The organism is Mucilaginibacter tolerans, assembly GCF_030519375.1.
GTDB lineage: Bacteria > Bacteroidota > Bacteroidia > Sphingobacteriales > Sphingobacteriaceae > Mucilaginibacter.
The window spans coordinates 20,049-44,816 of the sequence record NZ_JAUMKB010000016.1 but is presented as its reverse complement, the minus strand read 5'-3'; the positions used below and the strand labels follow the sequence as shown (position 1 = coordinate 44,816).

Sequence of the window (24,768 nt, the reverse complement as noted above, 5' to 3'; positions counted from 1 at the left end):
AAAAAAATTCAGAAAAATATGGATTTATCTTCCTGAATTTCTTTGCGTGATAACTAAGTGTCTAATTTACACGAAAATGGGTCAGAATCCCCACTTTTTCATGGTTTGTAAATCAATTTTTACACAATCGAACGGATCTTTACCCTGATAAGATTCTTGTTCAATAATAAATTGGGAAGTACCACCATTTTTTCTGGCTTCCTTTACGATATCTTTTACCGGCATTACACCCTGACCAAGTATGGTGCTGTCGTAACCATCCATACCGCCACCTGTTGTGCTTTTTATTTCGTCCTTTACGTGCATCAGCTCAAAACGGCCCGGGTATTTTTTAATCAGGTCCAAAGCTATACCGCCCGCACCAAGCATATTGCCGATGTCCATTTGCTGTGCTACCAATTTAGGGTCGGTATTAGCCAGAATGAAATCGTACAAGGTACCGTCGCCTACCTTGGTACTGAACTCAAAATTATGATTATGGTATCCAAACTGAACACCTGACTTTTGCGCCAGTTCACCACATTTATTGAATAAGTCCATAAACCATTTTAACTTATCATGGTCATGGCGCAGGCTTTCATCCAGCCAGGGGCTCACCAAATAACGTTGTCCTGCTTCTGCTGCATCTTGGATAGTATATTTCCACTTATCAGTAAAGTCATTTTTTGATGTATCCCAATCCTTTTCAGTCATTACTACGTGACCGCTGTTCATTTGCAGGCCCAGGTCGCCCAATATTTTTTTAAAATCCTTTGCGCTATAACCATAAAACTTCCTGTCAATATAGTCGGCATGTTCAACATGAATATACCCCATATCGGACAGCTTCTTCAATGAACCTTTCGGATCAGTGTGCATAGCATCGCGCACGGAATAAAGCTGTACGCCAACACGTACAATTTTTTTAGGGGATGATGCAAACAGATCACCTGATTTTGACAACAAAGCAGCGCCTGCTACTGCCATGCTGGTATTTTTGATAAAATTTCTGCGTGAAGTATTCATTTTTATGCGTTTATAATTGGTTAAATAATTCTATTGACCTATCGGGAATACCGGGAATAACAAATTGGAATTGCTCACAAATGCCAAATGCTTGCTATCCGGTGCCCATGATGGGGTATTGATAGTCCCCTGCCCTCCATACAGATAAGCTACTACTGTTGACGGACCGCCCCCAACCGGCATTATTCTTAAATAAACATGCTTATAAAAAGGGTGATCGGCTGGCGTAACTTCGTCCTTCAGAAAGGTAATATAAACGATCCATTTACCATCAGGCGAAATATGCGGGAACCAGTTATTAAAATCGTCGTTGGTTAACTGAGTTTGCGCGCTGCCATCAGCCTTCATGCGCCATACCTGCATCAAACCACTGCGTACCGAATTGAAATAAATATACTTACCATCGGGGCTATATTCCGGGCCATCATCCAACCCCTTTGTGGTCGTCAACCGCACTTCAGGGCCTCCCTTTGACGGGATACGGTAGACATCATATTCTCCGTTCCGTTCACCGCAAAAAACAATGTATTTACCATCGGGCGACCAGCCATGCATGTATGACGGGCCGGTTGGTGTGATCTGCTTTGCTTCTCCTCCACCTATTGGCACCGTAAAGCCCAACGAGGCGCCATTCTCACCATTCCCGCTGCTAATGGTCAGCATTTTCCCATCGAATGAAATTACGTGGTCGTTATTATTTTTATTTGCGGTACCTGTATTGATCTCTTTTGGTGTCCCGGAAGCCAGATCGAAATTGTATAACTTGCCTTCACGATTATAAATAAGTGATTTACCATCCTTTGACCAGTTTGGTGCCTGTAATGAGTTTGGTATCTGATAAATTACTTTACTGGTCTGATTTTCTACGTCGAGTATTTCGATACTGCTCCCTAAATAGTCTCTGTAGGGAACCAAATCTTTCCCCGCCGGAACAACAATACGTACATTATCAAAAGTGGCCTTCTCCGTCACATCAACATTGTGCGAACAAATGAATATCCCTACATACACATCATCACCCAAATCAAGGTCGTCCAGTTTTTCGCTTACAAATGTTTCTCCTTTATGAGCTACCGACATGACATAAGAGCTTCCTTTTCTTTCCAATTGAATTATATCGGCATGAGTCAACGTTGATTTCTTTTCTTCCGTTGTTCCACTAACTGTTCGTCTGAACTGTAAGGAAGTTAAGCCATCGCCATGTAATACAGCATTAATATGTTTTGAATTGGTATCAAGTGATGAACGCACCATCCAGCCTATTTTTCTATGATCCTCTACCCCTTTTCCGATAAATGCAACATTGGCCCTTAAGATAAAATCACCTTTCATCTTCTTCCATGCAAAATGGAATTCATCATGCGTGCCCCAAATATTGGCACCCGCTCCTGTAAGGGTATATTGCTGGGTAGCTGTATCAAACGAAGCGGTTCCCGGATGCTTAACCGGGCCAACATCAGACTGATTATCAAATATACCTACCTGAGCATAGGCATTGGCACCTAAAAGTACTAAGCTAAAAAAAGCACAAGTCAGCCATCTGAGCGTCTTATTTTTCATTTGGGAAGGGTGTTTGGCTTAAATTAAATAATCGGGTTCACTAAATTATAAATTACATTGATAAAAGCTACAGAACGCGCTATCAATTTGCATAAAATAACAAGAGAGATACGGTTTGTATCTCTCTTGTTACATTTTAACCCATTAATTCAGATCAGGCATATTCTGCATTAAGCGGTAAGCTAAAAAAGAAGGTGCTCCCTTTACCCGGCTTTGAGTTGATCCACATTTTTCCACCATTTAGCTCCACAAGTTCTTTACACAACAGCAAACCTATTCCTGTGCCCTGTTCGCCTAATGTACCCGGCTGCGAGAAATGTGTTTGCGGGTAAAACAATTTACTTATTTCATCGGCAGTCATTCCCTTGCCTGTGTCCTGTATGCTGATGATCACCTTATTTTCCTTATAGGCCGAATTCAGTTTAATCGTCCCTTTGGCATCGGTGAATTTAATGGCATTGCTAATTAGGTTGCGCAATACTACCTTAATATGATTCTCATCGGCCATTACCGACTGGCCTGCTGTAGCCTGGTTCAGAAATTCAATATTTTTACGATGAAGTGCATGGTTAAAGGTTTGCTCCATTTCAACCCCCAGCAGAAATATATCCAGCCTGGTTGAATTAATACTCTGTCCTTTAATCTGGCTTCCGGCCCATTCCATCAGGTTCGATAGTGTTAATTCTGCGCTCTTTACCAGCGGGTTTATATCTTTCATCAGCCAATGAATCTCGTCTGCCGAAATATAATCAGCCTCAAACATTTCAACCATATTGCGCAGGTTAGCCAGCGGCGTACGCAGGTCATGACCAATAACTGCCAGTAACTTGTCTTTAATTTTACTGATCATCTGAAGATTCTCTGTCTGAGCCTCAATAAGTTTTTTATGTTCCAGCAAAGCATCATGCTTTTTGTTCAACTCGTCGTTTAGATCCTTCTTCTGTCTATAAAAATGGTAGGTGATCAGCAATAATGTAAGAACAGCCAGCAAAGACAGGCTCAACGAAATAATAATGATGCGTTGAAACTGCATCTTGGCTTTTATTTGCTTGGCATTACGTTCAAAGCTGGCTATTGCATCCAGGCGGTTATCCAATTCGAAATAGCTCTGGATTAATTCCGAATTTTTAGACCGGTAGAAGCTGTTCAGCATATCCTTAATGGCGATGTATTTCTTTTGATAGACCATCGCTTGTTTCAGATCGCCTTTTTGTTCATAGCTGGTTACCATTTCCCGGTATGCTGTTGATATGGCATCCATTACGCCAATGCTATCGGCCAGGGCCGCTCCCTGTTTGGCATAAGGTATGGCTTTGTCATAACTGTGCAGCAGGTTATAAATTGTGGCATAGCCGACCAACGTTTTTGCCCGCAGACGGTTATTACCTACCTTTTGGCTCATCTGATATGCAGTGTCAGAATAGGCCAGTGCCGCTTTATAATTTTTGGTATATAGGTAAATACTACCTAAGCGGCCGTAAATGACAGCTGTATTTTTATAGTCTTTGGAGATTTTATTTAAAGCCAGCGATTGGTTTGCTTCACTTATAGCCCGGTCGTAATCTTTAAGCAGCATATATGTATATGAACGCTCACTATGCACTTCGGCCAATTCGTCTTTATTATCGCCGGCATATTTTTCAGCAATCAGCAAGTTATTGAGCGCGTCTTTGTAATTACCAAGTTCTGCGTAGGTACGGCCGCGCAACTCATAACAGTCAGCCAATAATAAGGGCTTTTCTTTGGGTAAATTGATCAGCGCCTTATTAAGAAACACCAGTGCCATAGCATAATACGACTGGGACCAGTATACATGCCCAATGTTTAGGAAGCTGCGGCCAATACCTGCTTCATACTTCGATTTTTCTGCCAAAAGGAGTGCCTTTTCTGCAATAGCGCGGGCTGAATCGGGAGCATTTAGATACAAGCCATAAGCCACATCATTAAGATCATCTATTGTTTTTTGGGCCGCATAAGTAGTATCCTTTGGGGAGGGTGCAGGCACAGTACTATCAGCAAAAGCTACTTTTTGTACCAGCAGCGTCAGTACCAGGCCAATAAAAATCTTCATTTAACTTAATACGGTAAAAAACAACCAATAGTTTGTGGAAATACCCCTGCTCAAAGATACATTTTAGGAAGATACGATGCAACGCTCATCTGCCAGCATTTCCATGCATTGCTCCTCGCTTTCAGGCACTTTTATTTCACTCGCCTCGCGCTTGTAGTTTTGTTTCAACAACCTTCGGCGTTTGGCTTCGACAAAGCGCCTTACCTGTTCCTTGTTCTCTAATATTAAACCGGGTACCACCACAGGCATATTTTGTTCGTCTTTGGCTACCATCGTAAAATAACTGGTATTTGTGTGGTAAACTTTATTTGTTTTAATATTCTCTGATTCTACCCGGATACCGATCACCAATGAGGTCTTGCCTACATAGTTGACGGATGCCATTAATGATACCAAATCGCCAACTTCAACTGGCTGCAAGAAATCCACGGTATCGATAGAAGCTGTTACGCAGTAATTCCCTGCATGCTTTGCCGCGCATACATAAGCCACTTTGTCCATCAGTGACAATAAGATACCGCCATGTATCTTACCACCAAAGTTGGAATAAGAAGGGATCATCAATTCAGTAATAGTGGTTTGCGAAAAACTTACCGGTTTGTAGTTTGATTGATCGTCGGTGATTAGCATGTCTGCATTTTGTTTACAAGTTTAGTGATTATTGGTTGTAGTTGTTGGTTGTTTTAGCTTTCAAAATACCGAAAGTATCCCTATTATTGCCATAAACCGACGACCAATTTTGAAGAATTTTCTGCTATTTGTTTGTTTTCTTTTCTATCTGACCGATTGCTTTGCCCAGGAGACGATCGAAAAAAAGAACAGACTCAATGATAACGTTATCGAGAAATTCCATGTGCTGAAGGATAAGCCTGAGATAAGAAACGGCTCTTATGAGGCTTTGTACAGGCGCCGGGTGCCCGTAGCTCAGGGTAGTTATACGAATAACATCAAAACCGGAACATGGCGATTTTATGACCCAAAAGGAAAGCTAATGCAGGTATATGATTATGACAATAAAACGTTCAAATACGAGGCTAAAGAGTTTATGCAATCTTCTGATTTTTATTATGGCGTCGATAAAGAAATATCGGATTCCGACAAAGTAACGAAACCGATAAAAGTCGGAGGCAGGTATTTTGGCTACCTGCCTTACCTGGGATTATATCAACCACCATTTAACCCTTATCAGTATAGCACATATGGCTGCGTAGCTCTAGTTGAACTGCTGATAAGTCCCTTGGGCAGATTGGCTGATTTTAAAGTACACACTAATTGTTCGCTGATACAATACGACCAGACCATCAGCATGCATGTTAATTTATTTAAGGAAGAAGACAGGCAATTTATTCCAGCCACCTATAATGGCGAACCTGTAGTATCCCGCATCGTCATCAGGTGCGTGCTCAGGACAAATGGGGAGCTTGAGTTTATGAGCTATTGAAATAATGAGCACCGAATTTCGAATGCTGAATAATGAAATATTAATTCAACATTCGAAATTGAAAATTTGATATTCGAAATCAATGGTGGTGGTGTCCGTCCGGACCATGGGCGTGGCCATGAGACAACTCCTCAGGTGTAGCCGGGCGAACATTGATGATCATCCCTTTAAAATGTAATTCCTGGCCTGCCATTGGGTGGTTCAGGTCAACTATAACTGAATCCTCAGCTATAGATACAACCTGTCCCTGGAAATGATTGCCGTGATTATCCTGCAAAGGCAGCATGCTTCCTATCTCAGGAATGTCAGTTCCCTGGAACATTTCCTTCGGCAGGCTCGCTACAGCTTCGTCGTCGTAATTACCGTAAGCATCTTCTGCTGATAAGCGAAACTCATAAGGATCGCCTGTTGAAAGCTCATTTAAATTCTCTTCAAATTTGGGCAGCATTTGTCCGGCACCGTATAAAAAAACAAGTGGTTGTTCTTCAGTAGCGCTTTCTACCAATTCTTCTATGCCACTATCTTGTTTAACGTACAGATCATATGTTAATGACACTACGTGTTGTGGTTTAATCTTCATTTGTATCTTTTTTTGATAAGTATTTTAATTCCAGATTTGTTTTAGTGCTTCTTCGGTATTTTCAGATGGTAAACCACAGGTTTTGTCTTTACAAATGAATATGCGGGTGGTAGCGGCAAACTTGTCTTGCAGCAAAGGTAAACTTCCTTTTTTACCTCCCAAGATAATTTTATTGGGAATGTAATTTTTTTCCATTTCAACCCGCAGCGCCGCAGCCCTATCACCTACAACTGCCACCTCATTTATGCCAAATATTTCAATTAACAGCAGCGAACACCAGTTGGAATAAGATGAGCCATATTTGGCTATCTGTCCGGCCACATTCCGCAAAAGCTGGGCAGATTTTTCATTATAATCCTCATTATCAAAAAGTAATCCCACTTTTTTAAGATTATTGGCCATTACCGAATTGGATGCCGGTATCACGCTATCCATGATCTCCGACTTACGGGCGATCAATTGCTCATCATCTGCAGCTGTAAAATAAAATATGCCTGTCTGTTTATCGTAATAGTGTTTTATAGCCTGCTCCGTTAAATCTTTCGCCTTTTGCAGCCATTCCTCATCAAAAGTCACTTCGTATAAAGCAATAAATGCATCGATGGTATTGGCATAATCGTCGAGGAAAGCGAATGCCTCCTGATCTGAGGCAATCCTTTTTAATCTTCCCCCTTCAATTATCATATTGTCAATTATAAACCTTGCATTTCGTAAAGCCAGGTCAAGATATTCTGGTTTATGAAACGCCCGGTAAGCCTCACAAAGCCCTTTCAGCATTAATCCGTTCCATGAGGTTAGTATTTTGTAGTCCAACCCTGGCCGTATGCGTTTACTTCGTGCTTCCAGTACTTTATTTCTTAATGAATTAATTTTAGAAACCAGATCATTCTCACCCAAACCTAATTTTTCAGCCAGTTTCTGATCGGTTTCTTTTCTGAAGAACACATTGGTTTCTTCTTCCTCCCAATTACCATCATCGGTCACGTGATAATAAATGCAAAACAAATCAGCATCCGGGCCGAGTATTTTTTCTATTTCTTTTTTGGTAAACGTATAGAATTTCCCCTCAACACCTTCGCTATCAGCATCAAGTGCTGAGTAGAATCCGCCTTCGGGCGAGGTAAGCTCCCGTTTTACGAATGCAATTGTTTCGTCCACAATCTGAAGATATAGCGGATCATATTGCCAAACAGTTGCCTCAGCGTATAAGGCAACCAATTGGGCATTATCATACAGCATCTTCTCAAAATGCGGCACATGCCAGTAACCATCAACCGAATACCGCGCAAAGCCGCCGCCGATATGGTCGTAAATTCCGCCAAAGGCCATTTTATGCAGGGTCAGTTTAACCTGCTGTGCTACATCGTCGTCCTGCATCAGGAAGGCATAACGCATCAGGAATTGCCAGTTATTCGGCATTGGGAACTTTGGTGCGTTTCCTATCCCCCCCTCAACCCTGTCGAAATATCGCTCCCAATTTTTCAGGATGGTTTCCAGGTCATCCTTCGTGTATTCAGGCTGACTATCAATAAACTTCACCGACTCGTACTGCCGGATGCCTTCGGTCAGTTTTATTGCATATTCTTCCGCTTCTTTGGGTTTTTGCTTATAAAAATCAGCCAGGTTAAACAACAGGCTTACCCAGTCGTTTTTGCGGAAATAAGTACCGCCATAAATGGGTCGCTGATCGGGCAGACAAATACAATTTAATGGCCAGCCACCGCGTCCGGTCATCAGTTGCACCGCGCTCATGTAAATCTGGTCAACATCCGGCCGTTCTTCCCTGTCCACTTTAATACAAACGAAGTATTCGTTCATTACGGCAGCTACCTGCTCATCCTCAAAACTTTCGTGTTCCATTACGTGACACCAGTGACAGGCCGAGTAACCAATACTCACCAGGATCAGCTTATTCTCCTCTTTGGCTTTTTGCAATGCTTCGGCGCCCCAGGGATACCAGTCGACCGGGTTATTGGCGTGTTGCAGAAGGTAGGGTGAAGCAGAATTAGCGAGACGGTTCATAGACGGAAAATTAAAACGCGAAAGTGCATATTCAAATCAAGAATTATGTAATCCGAAAGTTTTAAAAATGTGCAATTATCACATTTTCAACCTTCCCCCCGTCTAAATCGATAGTTCCTCAATTTTATTTGGTTTCTTTGCTTCCTGATTATCAAATTCTCAATTAATGAACCGTTTTAAATTAAAACATGTGGCAGGCATCGGCCTGATGCTGCTGATTGCCGTTAACGCCTCGGCGCAAACCGATACCATTAAATATGACCACCAGGACTTGTTTGGCCCGATTACCTGGCCGGTTACCAGCGGTAATACCCGCTCGGCTAACGGCAATCCTGGAGAGCATTACTGGCAAAACCGTGCTGATTATTTAATCAAAGCAACACTTAACGAAGCGCAGCAGGATACGACCATCACTGGCGAAGTAACCATCAGCTATACCAATAACAGCCCCGATCAACTGGATCATTTATGGTTGCAGTTGGATCAGAACCTGTTCAAACCCGGTTCTCGTGGAGCCGATGTTACCCCATATACCGGCGACCGTTTCGACGTAAAAGGATTTAGCCGTGGCGGTTATCACATCGAGGCTGTTTCAGTAACCTACAAAACTCAAACTTATACTGTCGACCCGGTTATTACCGATGCACGTATGCAGGTACGCCTATACACTCCGTTGGGTGCTAAAGGCGATAAGATTCAGGTAAAAGTTAAATATTCATTCTCTGTGCCATTCTATGGTGCCGACCGTATGGGCCGCAAGAAATTTAAAGATGGATATGTGTATGAGATTGCGCAGTGGTATCCGCGTATGTGCGTTTATGACGACGTTGAAGGCTGGAACACTCTGCCTTACATGGGGTTAGGCGAATTCTACTGCGACTATGGCGATTTTGATTATTACATTACGGCACCGGCAAGTATGACCGTTGTTGGTTCAGGCGACTTGCAGAATGGCGAGCAGGTGCTTTCGACTAAGCAACAGAATCGCCTGGCCGAGGCCCGAAAAAGTGACAAAACTGTAATGATCACCAGTCCCGAAGAAGTTGGTAAAAATAATAGTGCAAAAGGCGCCAAGACATGGCATTTTAAAATGCTGAACAGTCGCGATGTTTCCTGGGCAGCCTCAAACGCATTCATCTGGGATGCAGCAAGGGTAAATTTCCCCTCAGGAAGAAAAGGCATTGCGATGTCAGCCTACCCGGTTGAAAGTTCGGGTAACGACAGATGGGGCCGCTCAACCGAATACCTGAAAAACAGCATGGAGATCTATTCCAAGAAATATTTTGAATACCCGTGGAATTCCGCTGTAAACGTATCGGGCGTAGCCTTAGGTATGGAATATCCCGGCATTATTTTTTGTCTGAGCGACCTGAAAAACGGCGGCCTTTGGGGTGATGTAACACACGAGATCGGGCATAACTGGTTCCCGATGATCGTCGGCTCGAACGAACGTAAATATATGTGGCAGGATGAAGGGTTTAATACTTTTATTAACGAGTACGCTACTGAGCAGTTTAACCACGGTGAATACAATGATACGGCAAAACGCGCTCAAGCCATTTTGCGTCAATTCAAAAACAGCAAAGACCCATTGATGACCCCTCCTGAAGCTATAGGCCTGAATGATTATGGTCAGTATTATGTTAAAACAGCTTTAGGTCTGGATATACTGCGTAATGTAGTTTTAGGCCCTGAGCGTTTTGATTATGCTTTTAACGAATACGTAAAGCACTGGGCTTTCAAACACCCGCTGCCTTATGATTTCTTCCGTGCCATGAACGATGCTTCCGGCGAAGACCTGAACTGGTTCTGGAAAGGCTGGTTCTTTACCACCTGGAAGATAGATCAATCGGTACAATCTGTAAGCTATATACAAAATGATCCAGCAAAGGGTGCACTGATCACCATTGTAAATAAAGAGAAACTGGCTATGCCTGTTGACCTGCTGGTCACGCAGGAAAACGGCACAACCGAAACACTGCACCTGCCTGTAAATATTTGGCAGCGCGGCGGTGTATGGAAATTTAAATATCCATCCAAATCAGCGATTAAAGGCATCGTCCTCGATCCAGGTCATGAGTTACCGGATATTGATCTGAAGAATAATGTTTGGAAAGCGACGAAATAGCCATTGGTCATTAGTCTTTAGTGCGAATTTCTTAGATAGCGATGGATTTGAAATCCATCGCTTTTTTTATCCCATTAAATGATATTACACTTGTAACTTAATCAGGACGGTGTCGTCATAGAACGAAAAATAAATCAATGTCATTAGTTATAACCAACCTTACCAAGCAATACAATAAGAACAAAACCGGGCTGTCAGATTATTCCATTACGATCAATAAAGGCGTTTTAGGCTTACTAGGGCCAAATGGAGCAGGTAAATCAACCCTGATGAAAATTATAGCCACTATAAGTAAACCCACCCAGGGCACTTTGTTTTTGGACGGCGAAGATATAGTGAATAACCCTGACCGTATCCGTAAGGTATTAGGTTACCTGCCTCAGGATTTTGGTGTATATCCTAACCTGAATGCTTATGAATTCCTTGAATATATTGCGGCAATGAAAGGTGTTGGCGGGAAAGACCTGCGCAAACGGATAGATATGCTTTTGGAAGGCGTTAACCTGACGGCTGATGCCAAAAGGCCAATAGGCACTTACTCCGGCGGAATGAAACAGCGTATCGGCATTGCACAGGCACTGCTTAACGACCCTAAGGTATTGATCTTTGATGAACCTACAGTTGGCCTTGACCCCGAAGAAAGGATGCGGTTCCGTCAGTTGATATCGGACCTTGCAGATGATTGTATCATTATTCTTTCGTCACACATCGTATCGGATATTGAAACTATTTCGGATGAGGTAGCTATTATGAAAAGCGGTCGCCTATTGGAGAAAGCTATACAACCCGATATTATTAAACAAGTAGAAGGAAGGGTATTTGAAACCCTTATTGATAATAGCGAACTAACCACGTTCAAAATTAAATATCTGGTTGTTAACACTATCAGGCAAAAAGACAAAGTGAATGTGCGTTATATCACAAGAGGCAGCGGGTCAGAACCGGGTTCGGTAATCGTTCCCGCCACTTTAGAAGACGCTTATTTATTTCTGACCCAAAATAGCTAAGTCTTATGAAACATAGCTTTACCCTGATAAAAGCGGATTATCTGCAACGCACGCGTAGTTATTCTTTCCTGATCACACTGGCGATTACTGTTTATGCCGCCTATTCGTTTGTGCCGCCTACAAACGCGGCGTATACCACATTAAATGTTACCGGCTACCGTGGGGCTTTTAACTCGGCCTGGGTGGGTTATGTTTCCGCAACCATGACGGCGGTAATGTTATCATTATATGGTTTTCTTTTGGTGAACAATGGGATTAAAAAGGACATAGAGACTGAAGTTGGCCTAATTATAGCTACCACACCCATTACCAATTTTGGATACCTCATAATCAAGCTATTCAGTAACTTTTTGGTATTGCTTACCATTGCGGGTATCACTTTTGCTGTTAGCATGGCGATGTTTTGGGTACGTGGCAGCGGCGTTTATCCTTTTATTTTTGCTGATTTTATAACTCCTTATGTAATGTTTGCAATGCCTGCCTTATTCGTGGTATCGGGGCTGGCAGTTGTTGCCGAGGTTTTTTTAGGCAAACGGAGCATATTACAGTTCATCATTTATTTTTTTATTTGCGGAGCCGTGATGGCCGGCATTAACAGTCCAAAACCCGGTATACCGACCGCAGTATTTGATCCTTTTGGTTTAAGCCTGGTTACCGGCAGTATCAAAAGCCAGATCAATACCGAGTTTCATGAAAATATTAAAGAGGTTTCATTTGGCTTTATATTCGCCAAACATAAATCGTTCAGAACATTTGAATGGAATGGCGTCAACTGGAACGCTATTTTTATAATAAGCCGCCTTATTTGGATGGCTTTTTCGCTGTCTCTGGTTTATCTATCCTCGTTTTTCTTTCACCGGTTTGATTTTAATCAAACTGTAAGCAAGAAAAAGAAAGCATTAGCCCCGGATTACCAGGCCGGATCAACTGACACTAACCCTTCTTCGATAACTACTGGCACTCTTCCGCCCGTAGTTACCGACTACGGTATTTTCCCTTTTATCAAAACGGAATTATTGCTATTAATCAGAAAAGGTGCTAAATGGTTCTGGCTGGTAACTGGTGGGGTATGGATAGCCATGCTGTTTACTCCGCTTGACATTGCCCACACTTATTTATTACCTGTAATTTGGTTCTTACAGGTTACTCGTTTGTCGGAGTTAGTGACTAAAGAGCGCACGAACAGGCTCCATTATTTTACCTACTCATCCTATAAACCTTTACTTAGGATGCTACCGGCACAAATACTGGCTGGCGTCTTGCTTGTTGTTGTACTGGCGCTACCTGTGATGGGGCGTTATTTGATTGGGCTTAACTTTTATGCTGTTTTTAATATCCTTTGGGGCGCAATATTCATTGTGATATTAGCAGTATGCCTGGGTATTGTTAGCGGCGGCAAAAAATTGTTCGAGATTGTATTCTTTATGCTCACTTATGGCGTTACACAAAAAATACCGTTTATAGATTATTTAGGGGTTACACCACACCCGGATCACACCGCTTATATAGCTGTTATAGGTTTATTGATTTTATCTTTGGGAGCGTTAAGCTTTTTTGTGAGAAATTACCAGGCGAGGCATTTGTAGCAATTGCAGAATAAAGCAGAATAAATAGTTCTATTACACATTTAACGACCGGGTTGAGAAACCTGGTCTTTTTTATTGTATAAGAAAACGTTTTACCTTTATCATTTCACCTTTCGACCTTAGGTAATGTCAAAACTCCAATGGGCTAAACTGATCATGCTGCTGGCTGCTATTTATAATGCAGTTTGGGGAATGGTTATTTCGATTTATCCGCAAGTCATTCTATTTGATTATTCATCTACTAATTTCACCCTTATCTTAGTGCGATGTATCGGAATGCTGGTGGGCACTTATGGGTTAGCTTACTATTTTGCATCGGCTGATCCTGTACGGTACTGGCCTTTGATATTTGTTGGTTTTGTGGGAAAGATATTAGGGCCAATTGGTTCAGCTTACTATATTATTAAAGGCGAACTAACTATGAGATTTCTCTACGTCAATGTGTTGAATGACCTTATCTGGCTAATTCCTTTCGGATGGATATTGTATAGTATCTGGTTAAAAAAGATTACTGATTGAGGCTTTGCGTTATCCTCTCTGAAGTTTTTTCCTCGCAAAATTTTTTTTATATTTTCTTCTTTTAACATCCCAAAATACGATACCAGCGGTTATAGCGATTATCCAGGATATAGGTACTAACCATCTATTGTTGTCAATATTTTCATTTACACAATTGGTATTCAAATATTCGTGGCCATTACAAGATAATGCAACTACTAAGCGGAGATCGGAATTAGTTATCAGACTATTTTTATTCATTATTCTCATTTGGACCAAATGATTTTCTTTCACGTTGCCGGTAAAGTCTTCATAATTGAAACAGTCTGCGCAATCAGCCGAAATCTTATAATGCTCATTATTTTCTTTAATATAAAGATCGTAATTCAGGCTACCTCTTGCTGGTTTGCTTCTATAGATTCTTGCCAAATGACCAGTTATTACTCTAGTGTTATTTACAGTAGCCTTTTCAGTTGTTAAAATACCGATCGTCAGTACGAACACAGCAATTAGAAATGTTCCTATAACAAATTTTTCCTGGAGGTTTAGTTTTATCATCATCCTAAAATAATAAAATTATAATGCCTGCACTGTCCGGAGTTTGTAACTCCTGGCAGTGCAGGTAATTTTTTTAACTATTGCGGGTGTTAACTATTGACTCGCCCTAAAAAAAGGTTACAACGGAGACATAAGTGTGGACTAAAAGGCCGTCGTGTTTAAAAAAAATCCGAAATCGAACATTCGAAATTCGAAATCATGGAGTCTCCCTTTCCTCCTTTCGCCCCAAAATCATAACTTCGCCAATTCAGAAAAGAGGACAAGATTTTGGATTATTTAAAGGGATTAAACCCGGCCCAGCGCGATGCAGTATTGCAGATGAACGGTCCGGTAATGATCATTGCTGGTGCAGGTTCGGGCAAAACAAGGGTGATCACCATGCGTGTTGCACACCTGGTTGCCAGCGGAGTTGATGCTTTTAATATACTGGTGCTTACCTTTACCAATAAGGCAGCCCGCGAGATGCGCGAGCGTATTATGCACGTGGTAGGCGATGAAGCCAAAAACATCTGGATGGGTACCTTCCACTCTGTTTTCGCCAAAATTTTGCGCGTAGAGGCCGATAAAATTGGCTATCCGAACAATTTCACTATTTACGACACTGACGACAGCAAAAGTGTTATCCGCGCCATTTTGAAAGAAATGCAACTGGATGACAAGCTCTATAATGCCAACTTCGTTTACAACCGTATTTCAGGTGCTAAGAATAACCTGATCTCGTGGCAGGAATACCAGCAGAATGAACAAATACAGGCTGATGATTTTTCATCGGGCCGGGGGCAGTTGGGTAAAATATATGAAACGTATGCCAACCGTTGTTTCCGTGCCGGTGCGATGGACTTCGATGATTTGTTGTTTAAAACCAACGAACTTCTGAAACGCTATCCTGAAGTATTGAATAAATACCAGCACAAGTTTAAATACCTGATGGTGGATGAGTACCAGGATACCAACTTTTCGCAGTACCTGATCGTGAAGAAGCTCGCTGCAGTAAATGAGAACATCTGCGTAGTGGGTGATGATGCCCAAAGTATCTATGCCTTCCGCGGGGCCAATATTCAGAACATCCTGAACTTTGAAAAGGACTACCCTGATCTGAAAGTATTTAAATTGGAGCAAAACTACCGCTCTACCCAAAATATAGTAAACGTTGCCAATAGCATTATCGCCAACAATAAAGAGCAGCTGAAAAAGAACGTTTTTTCCGAAAAGGAAGAAGGCGATAAAATAAAGGTAATGCGCGCCTTCAGCGACAATGAAGAAGGCAAGATAGTTGCAGAGGCTATTATGCAGGAGCGCTCGACCAGGGGCATGAAATGGCACGATTTTGCCATTCTGTACCGTACCAATGCGCAGTCGCGCTCTATGGAAGAGGCGCTTCGCAAGTTGAACATTCCTTATAAAATATATGGTGGTCAATCTTTCTATCAACGCAAGGAAATAAAGGACCTGATCGCTTATTTCAGGCTGACTATAAATCCCGCTGATGAAGAAGCGTTGAAACGCGTAATCAACTACCCTCGCCGTGGAATAGGTGACACAACTGTCGACAAGATAATTCTTGCAGCTGACCAAAACATGGTGACCGTGTGGGAAGCGGTGATCAACCCTTCAAAATACTTGGATGGGCGTAGCTCCGCAGCCGTTGGGACATTTGCGACTATGATCCAGAGCTTCCAGGTAATCACCCGTACGCAGTCGGCTTATGACGCTGCCCTACACATTGCACAGCACTCAGGCATATTAAAAGACTTGTATGAGGATAAATCTGTCGAAGGATTGAACCGTTATGAGAATATACAAGAGTTGTTGAACGGTATTAAAGAATTCTCGGAACGCGAGGATATTGAAGAAAAAGGGCTGGATGTGTTTATGCAGGATGTGGCCCTTTTAACCAGCGATGATAAAAACGAGGATAAAGATGCCGATACAGTATCCTTAATGACCATACACTCAGCCAAAGGGCTTGAATTTCCTCAGGTATTTGTGGTGGGGTTAGAAGAGAATCTTTTCCCTTCGCAAATGTCACTAAACTCGCGCAGCGATTTAGAAGAAGAACGCCGTTTGTTTTATGTGGCCGTTACCCGTGCTGAGCGCAAGCTCCACATCAGTTATGCTACCTCACGTTTTAAATTCGGCACTCTGATCAGTTGTGAGCCAAGCCGTTTCCTTGATGAGATCGACGCACGGTTCCTTGAACTTGATTTCACTGCGAAACCTGCCCCATCGGCCAATAATCCTTTTTTTGACGATGAACGCAACTCGTGGAACAAACGTAGCGGTGATGTATTTTCAAAACCTAAACCTGCGGCAGCACCCGTTAAAACAACATCCATCCTTGCCAAGGCCCACGTACCATCACCAGGTTTTGCTCCCTCAGATACCAGCAACTTGCAGGTGGGTATGGAAGTTGAACATGAGAGATTTGGCTTTGGAAAAGTTATTAACCTGGAAGGTAATAAACCCGATATAAAAGCCACTATCTTCTTTAAAGAAATTGGTCAGAAGCAACTCTTGCTTAAATTTGCAAAACTTCGTATATTATAAATTATTAACTAATTGTTTATTGTCTTGTTTATTAACTAAGTTTAATAGGATTCGTATTTCCAAATACATTAAATCATTGAGAATTGGTTAAAATTCCATGACAAATATTTCCGCTTCGTAGAAATATTTCCCCAATACTACCCGAAACAAAATTGCTTATAATGTAATAACCCTTAATTAAGCGCAAATTGACTGTGGCACGCAGTTTGGACAATATTTTTCACCCTTAAACAATTTTAACTTATTGAATTATGAGCGATCCAAACAAAAGAACCGCAAACAAATCGATCGGCAAAAGCATCAGAATTTTGCGCCATCAGCATGGCTGGAGCCAGGAGGATATAGCTAACCGTTTAGGTATTTCAATTCCTGCCTTTTCAAAAATTGAAACTGGTGTAACCGATGTTAACTTATCACGCCTCGAACAAATCGCAAACATCTATGAAGTTAGCGTTGTTCAGTTATTAACTGTTGATAATGAACAAGCCGAAGTAGCGCCTTCACACTTAAACCTTATTCAAAAGAAATTAAGTGATCGCGAAAACGAAATTGCTACATTGCAACGTAAGGTAATTGAGTTGTATGAAGAGCTTCGCAACAAAGGTTCAATTGCCAGTTAATTGTTAGTTGTGTGCTAAATACTACATTTTAAGCTCATTTTAATCATTTATTATACAATAATTGATTAGAGCTTATTTGTATTTATTAAACACTGAGAAATAATATTAATTATAAAAAATAAAGATTTCTCATAAATAAATTAAGGCGGATTTTATCGAATAATCTATACAAAACGTATTTTTTGGAGTAACAATTGTAGAGTTCACAGATATTAATCGAATTTGTGATGCTCAATTATCTGATTTCAATTCCAAAAAATGGTGTCCCCACAAAGGAAACCATCCACGACCCTGAAACCAAATTAAAGATCAAAGTATTCGATCTTCTAAAATCAAAGTTTAGACCTAAGCAGGGCGAAGTAACGTACTTTGTTACAGCTGGCGAAGAAACACTCGCTTTCGAAACAGAGGGCTATGGTAAGCACCACCGCAATCTGCTTATTCTGCATATGATATCCTGGTACTGCGTTTACCTTGGATTATTTGAAGCACAGATACATACCAACTGGCCATGATTTGGTAGTCTTAAGTCCTGAGTTCTAAGTCCTGAGTTCTAAGTCTTGAGTTTTAAGTGTTGACTTGCGACTTCAGACTTTCGACTTAAAAACTGGTTCTCTTAGGATCGTGCAGAATATCGGTCATATCGATGATTTTTTCATCGATGTCCGACACGCACTTGTTCATCATATTGATACATTCTTCCTGGTCAACAAGCCCCTCCTTCTCCAGGTTCATCAAGCCTTTCAATGTTGCAATCGGGCCGCGTATCTGGTGCGACAAGTAAGATGAGTATTCAGAAAGTTTCTTGTTTTTGATCTGCAGGTCGCGGGTGCGTTCATCAATTATTTCTTCGAGGTGATGGTTGATGCGGTCAAGATTATCTTTCTGCCGCGAGACCTCGCTATTCAGTTCAGTAAGTCTTGCGTTAGTCATTGCTTTGCGTTTCACATTACCCACTAACAAACCAACCACTATCAATAACAACCCAGAAGCTGAAACGGCCCACCAGAATTTAACCCGGTCATTTTTCTGCCGCTCAATAATCAGTTCGTTTTCCCTTTGCTTTTCCTGCTGATCATGCTGCTTTTTCATCAGGCTCAAATCCGATGAAAGCATATTAGCCTGTAAAGTACTGTCCCTTACATATATAGTATGTAAATAAGACATTGCCTGCGGGTAGTTTTTCTGATGAAAAGCAAGCTGGTATGAATTATATGTAAATTCCGCTTCCAGCTCCTCGTCTTTTGTAGCTTGTGCGTAACCCACACCTTCTTCCAAAAACTTCTTAGCTTCTTCTAACCTCCCCCTCTCCAGGTACAGGGACGAAAGTGTCAGATCTATAGTGCCTATAACGGTATTCAGGTCTTTATTTTTGGCCCCTTTATTTGCCTCAAGCAAAAGTTTCTCAGCTTTATCGTACTGTTTCAGTTTATAGTATATAACGCCGATATTTTGTAATATAATAATAGGATTTACCGGCTCATTAATTTTCACGAACAGATCACGACTTTTGTTATAATAATCAAGCGACGCATTAAAATTCTTTTTCCGTTGGTAAACGTTTCCAATATTTAGATAGGCGGAAGCTATTAATTTATCGTTAGCTAATTGCTTAGCTATCGCAAGGCCTTTTTGCAGGTAAACCAGCGATTCATCATAGTCCAACTCCTGGTAGAGGTTGCCTATATTATTATAAACTTTTGCCTGGCCAAGCAAATTATTTGCGCGCTTAAAGTACGAGAGCGCATTTAAATAATCAGCTATGGCCACGGCACTATTACGGGAATAAGCTTCTCCGATACCTAATATTCTATAAGATTCAGCAATACCATTAGTATAATTAAGTTTTTGCGCGAGTTCAAGTGCCTGCTGACCTTTTGCTAATGTTTGTTCGTGATCAGTCATCCGTATACCAAACCCCTGCCGGTTCAGTAGATTAACCTGCGCCGTATCTTCCTTGCCATCGATAGCCACTTCGGCAAATACTTTTGACAAAGACAGACACAGAAATATAATAAGTAATAAATAAGCTTTTTTCATTAATGCTGAACAGGCTTGGAAGCTGTGCTAAGACCCTATTACGAGAAAGTAATTAAAAAGATGCGTTAAATATTTTTTTACTAAAATTTTTTATTCTAAAAAACATGTTTATATTTGTAAAGCAACTTTAGTTAACTGCTGTAAATAGCTAATAATTAGCTTTTTATAATTTGATTTTTTATGCAATTTTTAGGTTATTTTTTAGAAGATTTTGACAATTTTTCATAAAAAAGGCCTAAAAAATATAAAAAAAGTAAAAAATCGATAAAAAACAGGCTTTTAATTACTTATACAGCTTATATAATTAAAAAAGCGAAAAGGCTTTTTTAAGAATTTCTAAAGGAGCTTATACCTAGATGAAAGACGCCTTACTCTTCCGAATTGGTCGGAGAATAAGGCTTTTTGTATCTAAGTGAAGTTTTAAAAAGCATTTTATTAACCACCAAATTCTATAACCATTATTAATTAACATTCACATGAAAAAAGTAATCTTGGGTGCTCTTCTTGTCGCGAGTATTGCTACATTATCTTCGTTCACAGCGAAATCAGATAGTGTAAAACGCGGTGCAGTTGCAGACAGAACTGCCTTAGGTAATGCTGATGACAGAACTGCGTTAGGTAATGCTGATGACAGAACTGCATTAGGTAATGCCGACGACAGAACTGCATTAGGTAACGCTGACGCAAGAAAGCTGAACCAGCACGTTGCTGACAGAACTGCATTAGGTAATGCTGACTAATTAGATTAGTCAGGCATTTACGGCCAGTAAAAAACTGATCGTGGGGTAGTATAGTATTAAGTATAGGTACTTATACGCCATTTCACCCCGGATAAAGATAATGCCCGGCTTAAAGCCCTTTAGTTAAAAGGGTCTTTAAGCCTTTACATAGGGCATTCGTCCGGAAGATATTATTTTGCTTATTAAATAAGCGGTAATATTCCTTACCACCAGAAAAACAGCCTTTTTTATTACTCCCTTTTACCAGGTTTTTCGAACCTGTAGCTAATCTTTTGTGCAATTTTTTTCCTGGACAGCTGCGCTATTGCCATAAAAACTATATTTGCTGCAAATTCATCGCAATGCAAAATATAAAGCAATATGTGGAGCAGAATAAACAGCGTTTTTTAGACGAACTGTTTGAATTATTGCGCTTTCCATCTGTAAGCGCCGACGCTAAATATAAGCCTGATGTATTGAAAACAGCAGATCATGTAGCCCAAAAGTTGCGTGATGCCGGTGCTGATAATGTTGAAGTGTGTCCAACAGCCGGCTACCCGATTGTTTATGGGGAAAAGATCGTCGATCCATCAAAACCCACCGTATTGGTCTACGGGCATTACGATGTTCAGCCTGCTGATCCGCTGGAGCTGTGGAAGACTCCTCCTTTTGAACCCACCGTTCGTGACGGCAAAATATATGCGCGTGGTGCCTGCGATGATAAGGGCCAATTTTACATGCATGTAAAAGCCTTTGAATTGATGATGCAAAATGGCGGTCTACCCTGCAATATCAAATTTATGATAGAGGGTGAGGAAGAAGTGGGCTCATCAAACCTGGGCATATTTGTTAAAGCGAATAAAGAAAAGCTTAAAGCTGATGTAGTGCTTATATCTGATACTTCCATGATTAGCATGGAACATCCGTCATTAGAGACTGGTTTGAGAGGATTATCCTACCTTGAAGTTGAAGTTACAGGCCCTAATCGCGATCTGCATTCTGGTGTTTACGGCGGCGCTGTAGCTAATCCCGCTACTATATTGGCAAAAATGATTGCTTCCTTGCATGATGAAAATAATCATATCACCATTCCTGGTTTTTATAATGATGTAATCGAACTAACCTCTGAAGAGCGCAAGGCATTGAACTCTGCACCCTATAATGAGGATGAATACAAAAAAGACCTAGGAGTAGATGAGCTATGGGGAGAAAAAGGCTACTCCACCTTTGAACGCACCGGAACCCGTCCGACGCTTGAGGTAAATGGTATTTGGGGAGGTTATATCGGCGAAGGGGCTAAAACAGTTCTCCCGTCAAAGGCAAGTGCCAAGATATCAATGCGCCTGGTTCCGAACCAGACATCTGATAAGATCACTCAGTTATTTACCAATCATTTTATCAAAATTGCTCCACCTTATATAAAAGTAAAGGTAACCCCGCATCACGGAGGCGAACCGGTAGTAACACCGACCGACGGTATTGCCTATAAAGCTGCTCAAAAGGCAATAGCCGAATCATTTGGTAAAGATCCAATCCCAACCCGCGGAGGTGGCAGTATTCCGATTGTAGCGTTATTTGAGGCTGAATTGGGGATTAAAACTGTTCTTATGGGCTTTGGTTTGGATAGTGATGCCCTGCATTCCCCAAATGAAAAGTATGATATATACAATTACTATAAGGGGATTGAAACCATTCCTTTGTTTCACAAGTATTTTGCGGAATTGAGTAAGTAGACCATGATTAGTTACAGGTTATCAGTTAATGAGGAAACAACCCTCATAACTGGTAACCGGTTAACTGATAACTAAACAGTAAACTTTTCACAACCTGCTAAAAACTCTTCCGAGGCATCAGCGCCAATGCCGAGCGCATCACCGATGTTAAGAGTATAACCATTATAAGTAACACCTCCCACACACGGGTCAATCAGGTGCCCCAGCATACACGTATCCATATCGTAAAATTTAATATTCGGGCTGGCATACACAAAATGCAGTTTGGCACTCAATGCTATACGAGTTTCCAGCATCCCCCCCATCATACATGGAATGCTCTTTTCAGCAGCAAGATTATGTATCTTTTTGGCTTCATTAATGCCTCCGGATTTCGAGAATTTGATATTGATGTAATCACATGAATTGCTTTGGATCTGCTTGCGCGCATCATGATGATTGAAAACACTTTCATCAGCCATAATTTTAACCGGAGATAGCTTTTTCAATTCAGGCAAGCGGTCATCATACCAGGTACGCATTGGTTGTTCACAAAACTCGACGTCATATTTACTTATGTTCTGCAAAGCATAAACTGCATCCTCAAAACCCCAGCCCTGGTTGGCATCTACCCTGATTTTCATCCCCTTTCCCGCAGCGTCACGAATTTGTTTGATCCGCTCTACATCACTTTTGGCATCTTTCCCAAGTTTAACTTTCAATATCGTAGCACCAGATTGCTTAAACTCGACCGCCTTTTGCGCCATTGCGGTCGGCTCTGCTATCCCGATAGTGATATCGCTTTCAATCCGACGCTTAGACCCACCCAAAAACTGGTATAATGGCAATCCGGCATTTTTAGCGGCGATATCATACAAGGCGATATCAAATGCGCTTTTTATAGTGCTGTTTCCAGCGGTAAAATTGTGCAATTGCTGCAAGCGCGCGGGAATATCTAAAGCATCTTCACCCTTCCATAACCGGGCAAACTCCCTGGCCATTACCAGGCAGGTGTCCTGTGTTTCACCAACTATCATTGGGAAAGCCGAGCATTCGCCAATGCCATAAAAACCAGCATCGGTATGTACGCGGATAAACACATTCTGGGCGTGAGTCATAGTACCGGTTGCAATGGTAAAAGGCTCCATAGGGATACTAAAACGGTAGATATCTATTTTAGTGATGATGGTTCCTTGCTGTGTCAAAGTATGATGCGTTTTTAGCGAATTTAATAAATTGTCTTATTAATGGGAATGCCAAATGCCTTTCTTGTTTGATTATTAACCTGGACAATAATCAAAGCCACTTGCCTATCAGCAATTTCAATAATTCACTTGATGATTTCTATGCCCTAATAGTAAACAAAATGTAAACCAGCTAAAGGATATTGTTTCTGAAGCTTTTTCGCCAATACTTTATAAGCCCTTAATTCGGGATAGATCGCGACATTTGTTTCTGCCGTTGCCCAATTCCCCATGTTAATTATTGCCTGTCCGGCGCATGGTGTAAAAGCTGTATTTTTATTAAAATAGCGGCTGAGTTTCCGGCACTTAGTGGTATTGCTAATGCAAACAATCATCGTTGGCAATTTACCTGAATACAAGCTTGATGATAAATAATAATCCCAGTAACCAACAAAACTCAAAGCGGGTAAAACTCCCCAACACAACACTACCAGTTTGTTCCATCCAGTAAACATTATCGGAAAGATCCCTTGATGTTCTGCTTTGTTAAGGAAAATAAAATACAGGTATAATATCATCGCGACATTCCATGGCCAAACAACTAAATTCAATTTTAAGCCGAAAATGCCTAACAATAAAATGACAAACAAGTGCCTCAGGATTAAAACTACAGCAGCTTGTTTGAAGGTTTTAACAAAAAGCAAGCCCAGCCCTGCAAACAGTTCAGTCACCCCCAGAAGGTATCCCATATGAAAAATCCAACGATTAAAAACAATACGGCTTGGGATTTTAAAAAAATGCCGAAGGATGGTGCCACTCCATGTTTACTGCAAAAAATTTTGATTTAATTTCCAGGCACCACTATATATAAGTAAACGCAAGAATGAACGATATTGCTACAGGAATCAGCTTTGGCCGGCCAGCATTAATTATGAATATAAAAACTGCGAATAAATACTGATATTCCCAGGGCTGCAATCTGTTTTGATCAAGCACGCATGAAAACAGTTCAATGATTAGTATCACGGTTAATAATAGCCTGTTAATGCCAGAAAACAAAAGAAAGATTAGCAATCAAACAACTATATAAAACAATGAAGTATCTATAAAAAAAGGTATGCCGTTGAGCCACTCAAAAAAAGGGGCCGTAGGGAACAATCGGTGGGCGGTAAACATCCTCCATCCAATTAGCTTTACCGACAACGCAAAAAGGCAGGTTATCTATAAAATTAAAGCGTTTACATTATCGACCGATAAGTTTGTCCTGACCTTAAACATTATCAAATTTAAAATACGATCACGTGTTCGATTCAATATCCCTGTCTAAAATTTCTTAACTATTCTTATACTGGGATACTTATTATAATTTGCAACCTAACACAAATACATTATATTTGCGATACTACATCCAGTAGTATTCAACTTTAGCCTCCGGTCCCGGCACTATTGGGATACCGACTCTGCGCTAATTTTATTCTTAATTGCTAATT

Annotated in this window: 20 protein-coding genes; 10 read left to right on the top strand and 10 right to left on the bottom strand. The window is 41.1% G+C overall.

Translation table 11 applies throughout. The annotated features are described in order from the left end of the window. Positions 1 to 81 precede the first annotated feature (81 nt). The 4 genes from Q3A68_RS18840 to Q3A68_RS18825 all read right to left on the bottom strand — a co-directional run bounded on the left by Q3A68_RS18840 (position 82) and on the right by Q3A68_RS18825 (position 5,266). Positions 82 to 1,005, bottom strand: coding sequence for a sugar phosphate isomerase/epimerase family protein (locus Q3A68_RS18840; protein ID WP_302902675.1), 924 nt, complete (start codon positions 1,003 to 1,005; stop codon positions 82 to 84). A gap of 30 nt (positions 1,006 to 1,035) precedes the next feature. After that, positions 1,036 to 2,565: a TolB family protein gene (locus Q3A68_RS18835; RefSeq protein WP_302902674.1), complete on the bottom strand. Its 1,530-nt coding sequence runs from the start codon at positions 2,563 to 2,565 to the stop codon at positions 1,036 to 1,038. Positions 2,566 to 2,719: 154 nt separating this feature from the next. Continuing rightward, positions 2,720 to 4,636, bottom strand: a complete 1,917-nt coding sequence (locus tag Q3A68_RS18830) for a tetratricopeptide repeat-containing sensor histidine kinase (RefSeq protein ID WP_302902673.1) — start codon at positions 4,634 to 4,636, stop codon at positions 2,720 to 2,722. A 63-nt stretch (positions 4,637 to 4,699) separates the two neighbouring features. Then, the gene (locus Q3A68_RS18825) at positions 4,700 to 5,266 is read right to left on the bottom strand and encodes an acyl-CoA thioesterase (RefSeq protein ID WP_302902672.1); all 567 of its coding nucleotides are present in this window, start codon (positions 5,264 to 5,266) and stop codon (positions 4,700 to 4,702) included. 109 nt (positions 5,267 to 5,375) lie between these two features. Between Q3A68_RS18825 and Q3A68_RS18820 the strand changes: the two genes are divergently transcribed. After that, positions 5,376 to 6,077, top strand: a complete 702-nt coding sequence (locus Q3A68_RS18820; RefSeq protein WP_302902671.1) for a toxin-antitoxin system YwqK family antitoxin — start codon at positions 5,376 to 5,378, stop codon at positions 6,075 to 6,077. A 79-nt stretch (positions 6,078 to 6,156) separates the two neighbouring features. Here the strand turns inward: Q3A68_RS18820 and Q3A68_RS18815 are convergent, their stop codons facing one another. Together Q3A68_RS18815 and Q3A68_RS18810 are read right to left on the bottom strand one after the other, a co-directional pair. After that, complete coding sequence (locus Q3A68_RS18815) at positions 6,157 to 6,657, bottom strand: FKBP-type peptidyl-prolyl cis-trans isomerase (protein WP_302902670.1); 501 nt, start codon at positions 6,655 to 6,657, stop codon at positions 6,157 to 6,159. A 24-nt stretch (positions 6,658 to 6,681) separates the two neighbouring features. Further along, positions 6,682 to 8,679, bottom strand: a complete 1,998-nt coding sequence (locus tag Q3A68_RS18810) for a thioredoxin domain-containing protein (RefSeq protein ID WP_302902669.1) — start codon at positions 8,677 to 8,679, stop codon at positions 6,682 to 6,684. A gap of 166 nt (positions 8,680 to 8,845) precedes the next feature. Between Q3A68_RS18810 and Q3A68_RS18805 the strand changes: the two genes are divergently transcribed. From Q3A68_RS18805 to Q3A68_RS18790, 4 genes are all read left to right on the top strand, one after another. Beyond that, entirely contained in the window at positions 8,846 to 10,807 is a 1,962-nt protein-coding gene (locus Q3A68_RS18805) for a M1 family metallopeptidase (protein WP_302902668.1), read from the top strand. Between the two features lie 137 nt (positions 10,808 to 10,944). Next, a complete protein-coding gene (locus Q3A68_RS18800; RefSeq protein ID WP_302902667.1) occupies positions 10,945 to 11,814 on the top strand; it encodes an ABC transporter ATP-binding protein in 870 nt (289 codons plus the stop codon). A gap of 5 nt (positions 11,815 to 11,819) precedes the next feature. Beyond that, positions 11,820 to 13,400, top strand: a complete 1,581-nt coding sequence (locus tag Q3A68_RS18795) for a hypothetical protein (protein ID WP_302902666.1) — start codon at positions 11,820 to 11,822, stop codon at positions 13,398 to 13,400. A gap of 126 nt (positions 13,401 to 13,526) precedes the next feature. Then, on the top strand, positions 13,527 to 13,919 hold the full coding sequence (locus Q3A68_RS18790) for a hypothetical protein (protein WP_302902665.1): 393 nt from the start codon (positions 13,527 to 13,529) through the stop codon (positions 13,917 to 13,919). Positions 13,920 to 13,928: 9 nt separating this feature from the next. On the opposite strand, the gene Q3A68_RS18785 is transcribed toward Q3A68_RS18790, so the two are convergent. Beyond that, positions 13,929 to 14,459: a hypothetical protein gene (locus Q3A68_RS18785; RefSeq protein ID WP_302902664.1), complete on the bottom strand. Its 531-nt coding sequence runs from the start codon at positions 14,457 to 14,459 to the stop codon at positions 13,929 to 13,931. Positions 14,460 to 14,723: 264 nt separating this feature from the next. Here Q3A68_RS18785 and Q3A68_RS18780 point away from each other — a divergent pair, with 264 nt between their 5' ends. The 3 genes from Q3A68_RS18780 to Q3A68_RS18770 all read left to right on the top strand — a co-directional run bounded on the left by Q3A68_RS18780 (position 14,724) and on the right by Q3A68_RS18770 (position 18,138). After that, complete coding sequence (locus Q3A68_RS18780; protein ID WP_302902663.1) at positions 14,724 to 17,003, top strand: ATP-dependent helicase; 2,280 nt, start codon at positions 14,724 to 14,726, stop codon at positions 17,001 to 17,003. Between the two features lie 251 nt (positions 17,004 to 17,254). After that, a complete protein-coding gene (locus Q3A68_RS18775; protein ID WP_302902662.1) occupies positions 17,255 to 17,623 on the top strand; it encodes a helix-turn-helix domain-containing protein in 369 nt (122 codons plus the stop codon). 227 nt (positions 17,624 to 17,850) lie between these two features. Beyond that, complete coding sequence (locus Q3A68_RS18770; RefSeq protein WP_302902661.1) at positions 17,851 to 18,138, top strand: hypothetical protein; 288 nt, start codon at positions 17,851 to 17,853, stop codon at positions 18,136 to 18,138. Between the two features lie 85 nt (positions 18,139 to 18,223). On the opposite strand, the gene Q3A68_RS18765 is transcribed toward Q3A68_RS18770, so the two are convergent. Then, positions 18,224 to 19,663: a tetratricopeptide repeat protein gene (locus Q3A68_RS18765; RefSeq protein ID WP_302902660.1), complete on the bottom strand. Its 1,440-nt coding sequence runs from the start codon at positions 19,661 to 19,663 to the stop codon at positions 18,224 to 18,226. Positions 19,664 to 20,139: 476 nt separating this feature from the next. Between Q3A68_RS18765 and Q3A68_RS18760 the strand changes: the two genes are divergently transcribed. Beyond that, on the top strand, positions 20,140 to 20,403 hold the full coding sequence (locus Q3A68_RS18760) for a hypothetical protein (protein WP_302902659.1): 264 nt from the start codon (positions 20,140 to 20,142) through the stop codon (positions 20,401 to 20,403). Between the two features lie 341 nt (positions 20,404 to 20,744). Then, entirely contained in the window at positions 20,745 to 22,115 is a 1,371-nt protein-coding gene (locus tag Q3A68_RS18755) for a dipeptidase (protein WP_302902658.1), read from the top strand. Positions 22,116 to 22,186: 71 nt separating this feature from the next. Here Q3A68_RS18755 and Q3A68_RS18750 read toward each other — a convergent pair whose 3' ends face one another. Both Q3A68_RS18750 and Q3A68_RS18745 read right to left on the bottom strand, forming a co-directional pair. Then, on the bottom strand, positions 22,187 to 23,299 hold the full coding sequence (locus Q3A68_RS18750) for a mandelate racemase/muconate lactonizing enzyme family protein (protein ID WP_489671737.1): 1,113 nt from the start codon (positions 23,297 to 23,299) through the stop codon (positions 22,187 to 22,189). 146 nt (positions 23,300 to 23,445) lie between these two features. After that, complete coding sequence (locus Q3A68_RS18745) at positions 23,446 to 24,027, bottom strand: hypothetical protein (RefSeq protein WP_302902657.1); 582 nt, start codon at positions 24,025 to 24,027, stop codon at positions 23,446 to 23,448. Between the last annotated feature and the right edge of the window lie 741 nt (positions 24,028 to 24,768).

What these genes read in the sequence shown, in the direction of transcription:
- Q3A68_RS18840 (WP_302902675.1), bottom strand. Translation starts at nt 1,005, where the DNA reads ATGAATACTTCACGCAGAAATTTTATCAAAAATACCAGCATGGCAGTA.
- Q3A68_RS18835 (WP_302902674.1), bottom strand. Translation starts at nt 2,565, where the DNA reads ATGAAAAATAAGACGCTCAGATGGCTGACTTGTGCTTTTTTTAGCTTA.
- Q3A68_RS18830 (WP_302902673.1), bottom strand. Translation starts at nt 4,636, where the DNA reads ATGAAGATTTTTATTGGCCTGGTACTGACGCTGCTGGTACAAAAAGTA.
- Q3A68_RS18825 (WP_302902672.1), bottom strand. Translation starts at nt 5,266, where the DNA reads ATGCTAATCACCGACGATCAATCAAACTACAAACCGGTAAGTTTTTCG.
- Q3A68_RS18815 (WP_302902670.1), bottom strand. Translation starts at nt 6,657, where the DNA reads ATGAAGATTAAACCACAACACGTAGTGTCATTAACATATGATCTGTAC.
- Q3A68_RS18810 (WP_302902669.1), bottom strand. Translation starts at nt 8,679, where the DNA reads ATGAACCGTCTCGCTAATTCTGCTTCACCCTACCTTCTGCAACACGCC.
- Q3A68_RS18805 (WP_302902668.1), top strand. Translation starts at nt 8,846, where the DNA reads ATGAACCGTTTTAAATTAAAACATGTGGCAGGCATCGGCCTGATGCTG.
- Q3A68_RS18800 (WP_302902667.1), top strand. Translation starts at nt 10,945, where the DNA reads ATGTCATTAGTTATAACCAACCTTACCAAGCAATACAATAAGAACAAA.
- Q3A68_RS18795 (WP_302902666.1), top strand. Translation starts at nt 11,820, where the DNA reads ATGAAACATAGCTTTACCCTGATAAAAGCGGATTATCTGCAACGCACG.
- Q3A68_RS18790 (WP_302902665.1), top strand. Translation starts at nt 13,527, where the DNA reads ATGTCAAAACTCCAATGGGCTAAACTGATCATGCTGCTGGCTGCTATT.
- Q3A68_RS18785 (WP_302902664.1), bottom strand. Translation starts at nt 14,459, where the DNA reads ATGATGATAAAACTAAACCTCCAGGAAAAATTTGTTATAGGAACATTT.
- Q3A68_RS18775 (WP_302902662.1), top strand. Translation starts at nt 17,255, where the DNA reads ATGAGCGATCCAAACAAAAGAACCGCAAACAAATCGATCGGCAAAAGC.
- Q3A68_RS18770 (WP_302902661.1), top strand. Translation starts at nt 17,851, where the DNA reads ATGCTCAATTATCTGATTTCAATTCCAAAAAATGGTGTCCCCACAAAG.
- Q3A68_RS18765 (WP_302902660.1), bottom strand. Translation starts at nt 19,663, where the DNA reads ATGAAAAAAGCTTATTTATTACTTATTATATTTCTGTGTCTGTCTTTG.
- Q3A68_RS18760 (WP_302902659.1), top strand. Translation starts at nt 20,140, where the DNA reads ATGAAAAAAGTAATCTTGGGTGCTCTTCTTGTCGCGAGTATTGCTACA.
- Q3A68_RS18755 (WP_302902658.1), top strand. Translation starts at nt 20,745, where the DNA reads ATGCAAAATATAAAGCAATATGTGGAGCAGAATAAACAGCGTTTTTTA.
- Q3A68_RS18745 (WP_302902657.1), bottom strand. Translation starts at nt 24,027, where the DNA reads ATGGGATACCTTCTGGGGGTGACTGAACTGTTTGCAGGGCTGGGCTTG.